The sequence below is a fragment of the Phaeobacter sp. JH20_26 genome (assembly GCF_048056275.1).
GTDB classification, from domain to species: domain Bacteria; phylum Pseudomonadota; class Alphaproteobacteria; order Rhodobacterales; family Rhodobacteraceae; genus Phaeobacter; species Phaeobacter bryozoorum.
The window spans coordinates 1-5,425 of record NZ_JAYMWL010000023.1; the positions used below are offsets into that span (position 1 = coordinate 1).

Consider the following 5,425-nt stretch of genomic DNA (forward strand, 5'->3'; position numbering starts at 1 on the left):
TGCAGAGGTTCGAACGTCAAGGATAAGCATGTAAGTGCTTTTCAACTTGAGAGTTTGATCCTGGCTCAGAACGAACGCTGGCGGCAGGCCTAACACATGCAAGTCGAGCGCGCCCTTCGGGGTGAGCGGCGGACGGGTTAGTAACGCGTGGGAACGTGCCCTTCTCTAAGGAATAGCCACTGGAAACGGTGAGTAATACCTTATACGCCCTTCGGGGGAAAGATTTATCGGAGAAGGATCGGCCCGCGTTAGATTAGATAGTTGGTGGGGTAACGGCCTACCAAGTCTACGATCTATAGCTGGTTTTAGAGGATGATCAGCAACACTGGGACTGAGACACGGCCCAGACTCCTACGGGAGGCAGCAGTGGGGAATCTTGGACAATGGGCGCAAGCCTGATCCAGCCATGCCGCGTGAGTGATGAAGGCCTTAGGGTCGTAAAGCTCTTTCGCCAGAGATGATAATGACAGTATCTGGTAAAGAAACCCCGGCTAACTCCGTGCCAGCAGCCGCGGTAATACGGAGGGGGTTAGCGTTGTTCGGAATTACTGGGCGTAAAGCGCACGTAGGCGGATCAGAAAGTTGGGGGTGAAATCCCAGGGCTCAACCCTGGAACTGCCTCCAAAACTCCTGGTCTTGAGTTCGAGAGAGGTGAGTGGAATTCCGAGTGTAGAGGTGAAATTCGTAGATATTCGGAGGAACACCAGTGGCGAAGGCGGCTCACTGGCTCGATACTGACGCTGAGGTGCGAAAGTGTGGGGAGCAAACAGGATTAGATACCCTGGTAGTCCACACCGTAAACGATGAATGCCAGTCGTCAGCAAGCATGCTTGTTGGTGACACACCTAACGGATTAAGCATTCCGCCTGGGGAGTACGGTCGCAAGATTAAAACTCAAAGGAATTGACGGGGGCCCGCACAAGCGGTGGAGCATGTGGTTTAATTCGAAGCAACGCGCAGAACCTTACCAACCCTTGACATCCTCGGACCGCCAGAGAGATCTGGTTTCCACTTCGGTGGCCGAGTGACAGGTGCTGCATGGCTGTCGTCAGCTCGTGTCGTGAGATGTTCGGTTAAGTCCGGCAACGAGCGCAACCCACATCCTTAGTTGCCAGCAGTTCGGCTGGGCACTCTAGGGAAACTGCCCGTGATAAGCGGGAGGAAGGTGTGGATGACGTCAAGTCCTCATGGCCCTTACGGGTTGGGCTACACACGTGCTACAATGGCAGTGACAATGGGTTAATCCCAAAAAACTGTCTCAGTTCGGATTGGGGTCTGCAACTCGACCCCATGAAGTCGGAATCGCTAGTAATCGCGTAACAGCATGACGCGGTGAATACGTTCCCGGGCCTTGTACACACCGCCCGTCACACCATGGGAGTTGGGTTTACCCGAAGGCCGTGCGCCAACCAGCAATGGGGGCAGCGGACCACGGTGAGCTCAGCGACTGGGGTGAAGTCGTAACAAGGTAGCCGTAGGGGAACCTGCGGCTGGATCACCTCCTTTCTAAGGATGTATCTAGCTAGATCAGAGCTTGCTCTGTCTCGTGATACACTTAGCATAAGATCAGTAATCAAAACTGATCACATCGTTTAGGTCCTCAAGTAGCGCTCCGCGCGGTAGGACACTAAACAGGACCAGGCCGTCCTCATATCTCTTCAGAACTGTCATGATCTTGCCTTGGGGCGAGATCTAGCAAGGGGCCTTAGCTCAGCTGGGAGAGCGCCTGATTTGCATTCAGGAGGTCAGGAGTTCGATCCTCCTAGGCTCCACCACTCATGCGAACGGCCCACATAGAATGGGTCGGTAGCTCAGGTGGTTAGAGCGCACGCCTGATAAGCGTGAGGTCGGAGGTTCAAGTCCTCCTCGACCCACCATTCTGCAAGAGACGATTTGATCGTTAAGCATCCTGAGATGTTTAACCGTCCAATCGGACCGGATCGATGTTCCTTCGGGAAGGTTGATCACATTGACATCGTTTAGAGAGATACAATCAACAACACTGTTGGTCACCCGCGTGAGGGATCGACCTCAGTTTGGTGCTGACGGCCACTTATGTGGTCTGATGCGAGCCTTTGCATCCGCCCTTTTCCTCGGGCGCGCGAGGGTCTGCCGGATTGAAACCACAGTGTTGTCCAAGTCAAGTACACTAACCCGGTTCATATTCCGCGAGGTTTATGAACCAATGTTCACTTCTATGAAGTGAGCGGGAAAGTATGCTTTTGGTTCAGAATAAGGCCACAGTTTCTTACCAGCTTCTGTGGCGTGACAGTTCACTGTCTTTTTCTGGACCAGATCAAGCGCGAGAAGGGCGTTTGGTGGATGCCTTGGCAGTAAGAGGCGATGAAGGACGTGATACTCTGCGATAAGTCATGGGGAGCTGAGAATAGGCTTTGATCCATGAATTTCCGAATGGGGGAACCCACCTGACAGTTTGTTATTGTGACCCTGCAGTCTGCTATGAGAGGCCTGTCCTCAAGTAGCAAAGCGGTAGGACATCAATAATGAGCTTAATCAGGTACTTAAGACCTGAATACATAGGGTTTTAAGAGCAAACCCGGGGAACTGAAACATCTAAGTACCCGGAGGAAAGGACATCAATATGATACTCCCCTAGTAGCGGCGAGCGAACGGGGACCAGCCGAGCCTTGAGTGTGAATAGAATGTGTTGGGAAGCACAGCCATAGTGGGTGATAGCCCCGTATATGAAGCATGATAGGACGTATTAAGTAGGGCGGGACACGTGAAATCCTGTCTGAAGATCGGAGGACCACCTTCGAAGGCTAAGTACTCCTTACTGACCGATAGCGAACCAGTACCGTGAGGGAAAGGTGAAAAGCACCCCGACGAGGGGAGTGAAACAGTACCTGAAACCGAACGCCTACAATCAGTTGGAGGCCCCTTGAGGGCTGACAGCGTACCTTTTGTATAATGGGTCATCGACTTGGTCTCACGAGCAAGCTTAAGCCGTTAGGTGTAGGCGCAGCGAAAGCGAGTCTTAATAGGGCGCATGAGTTCGTGGGATCAGACCCGAAACCGAGTGATCTAGGCATGGCCAGGTTGAAGGTGCAGTAACATGCACTGGAGGACCGAACCCACATCCGTTGAAAAGGATCGGGATGAGCTGTGCCTAGGGGTGAAAGGCCAATCAAACTCGGAGATAGCTGGTTCTCTGCGAAATCTATTTAGGTAGAGCGTCATCCGAATACCCCGGGGGGTAGAGCACTGGATGGGTAATGGGGCCCCACAGGCTTACTGATCCTAACCAAACTCCGAATACCCGGGAGTACTAGATGGCAGACACACTGCGGATGCTAACGTCCGTAGTGGAGAGGGAAACAACCCTGACCTACAGCTAAGGCCCCTAATTCATGGCTAAGTGGGAAAGCAGGTGGGATGTCCAAAACAACCAGGAGGTTGGCTTAGAAGCAGCCATCCTTTAAAGATAGCGTAACAGCTCACTGGTCTAATTAAGACGTCCTGCGGCGAAGATGTAACGGGGCTCAAGCCATGAGCCGAAGCTTAGGATGCACATAGTGCATGGTAGCAGAGCGTAGTGTGACATAGTTCCATGCGTCTTTAACCTTCCTCTGGAAGGTCTTGGACGCACGGAGCTTTCGATGAAGCGGGCGCGTGAGCGATCCCGTGGAGAGATCACTAGCGAGAATGATGACATGAGTAGCGACAAAGAGTGTGAGAGACACTCTCGCCGAAAGTCCAAGGGTTCCTGCTTAAAGCTAATCTGAGCAGGGTAAGCCGGCCCCTAAGGCGAGGCCGAAAGGCGTAGCCGATGGGAACTAGGTTAATATTCCTAGGCCAGGAGGATGTGACGGATTGTGAAGGTAGTTCATCCTTATCGGATTGAATGGGCTGCTGATCAGTCCCTGGAAATAGCCCTCCATGAGACCGTACCCTAAACCGACACAGGTGGACTGGTAGAGAATACCAAGGCGCTTGAGAGAACGATGTTGAAGGAACTCGGCAAAATACCTCCGTAAGTTCGCGAGAAGGAGGCCCGGTTCCAAGGCAACTTGGAGCTGGGGGCACAAACCAGGGGGTGGCGACTGTTTATTAAAAACACAGGGCTCTGCGAAGTCGCAAGACGACGTATAGGGTCTGACGCCTGCCCGGTGCCTGAAGGTTAAAAGGAGGGGTGAGAGCTCCGAATTGAAGCCCAGGTAAACGGCGGCCGTAACTATAACGGTCCTAAGGTAGCGAAATTCCTTGTCGGGTAAGTTCCGACCTGCACGAATGGCGTAACGACTTCCCCGCTGTCTCCAACATCGACTCAGCGAAATTGAATTGCCTGTCAAGATGCAGGCTTCCCGCGGTTAGACGGAAAGACCCCGTGCACCTTTACTACAGCTTCGCACTGGTATCAGGATTGTGATGTGCAGGATAGGTGGTAGGCATCGAAACCGGAACGCTAGTTCCGGTGGAGCCTCCCTTGAGATACCACCCTTCGCACTCTTGATATCTAACCGCGGTCCGTTATCCGGATCCGGGACCCTGCGTGGCGGGTAGTTTGACTGGGGCGGTCGCCTCCTAAAGCGTAACGGAGGCGCGCGAAGGTTGGCTCAGAGCGGTCGGAAATCGCTCGTTGAGTGCAATGGCAGAAGCCAGCCTGACTGCGAGACTGACAAGTCGAGCAGAGACGAAAGTCGGCCATAGTGATCCGGTGGTCCCAAGTGGGAGGGCCATCGCTCAACGGATAAAAGGTACGCCGGGGATAACAGGCTGATACTGCCCAAGAGTCCATATCGACGGCAGTGTTTGGCACCTCGATGTCGGCTCATCTCATCCTGGGGCTGGAGCAGGTCCCAAGGGTACGGCTGTTCGCCGTTTAAAGAGGTACGTGAGCTGGGTTTAGAACGTCGTGAGACAGTTCGGTCCCTATCTGCCGTGGGTGTAGGATACTTGAGAGGAGTTGCCCCTAGTACGAGAGGACCGGGGTGAACGATCCACTGGTGGACCTGTTGTTGCGCCAGCAGCAGTGCAGGGTAGCTATGATCGGACAGGATAACCGCTGAAGGCATCTAAGCGGGAAGCCCCCCTCAAAACAAGGTATCCCTGAGGGCCGAGGTAGACCACCTCGTCAATAGGCCGGAGATGTAAGTGCAGCAATGCATTCAGTTGACCGGTACTAATCGCCCGATAGGCTTGATCTGTTCCAGTAACAGGCAGTGACACAATGAACCAAAAGCAAAACAAACTTGGACTTCATCGCGATTGTATCTCGACGATCTCTCACAAAGATCGTCAATATGGATTTTCCTCGGTTTGGTGGTCATAGCGCAAGTGAAACACCCGGTCCCATCCCGAACCCGGAAGTTAAGCACTGTTGCGCCGATGGTACTGCGTCTTAAGGCGTGGGAGAGTAGGTCACCGCCAAACCTAGTAAAATCCATAAACTCTAAACGATAAC

At 53.2% G+C, this 5,425-nt stretch carries 2 tRNA genes and 3 rRNA genes; all 5 read left to right on the forward strand.

What is annotated here, in order from left to right:
- Positions 1-42 precede the first annotated feature (42 nt).
- Positions 43-1,506: ribosomal RNA gene (locus VWY60_RS17880) — 16S ribosomal RNA — on the forward strand.
- Between the two features lie 193 nt (positions 1,507-1,699).
- Positions 1,700-1,775, forward strand: a tRNA-Ala gene (locus tag VWY60_RS17885).
- A 25-nt stretch (positions 1,776-1,800) separates the two neighbouring features.
- Positions 1,801-1,877: transfer RNA gene (locus tag VWY60_RS17890), tRNA-Ile, on the forward strand.
- Between the two features lie 417 nt (positions 1,878-2,294).
- Positions 2,295-5,168 (forward strand): 23S ribosomal RNA (locus VWY60_RS17895).
- A 111-nt stretch (positions 5,169-5,279) separates the two neighbouring features.
- Positions 5,280-5,394, forward strand: a 5S ribosomal RNA gene (rrf, locus tag VWY60_RS17900).
- Together the 16S, 23S and 5S rRNA genes with 2 tRNA genes alongside form the textbook arrangement of a ribosomal RNA operon.
- Positions 5,395-5,425 lie beyond the last annotated feature (31 nt).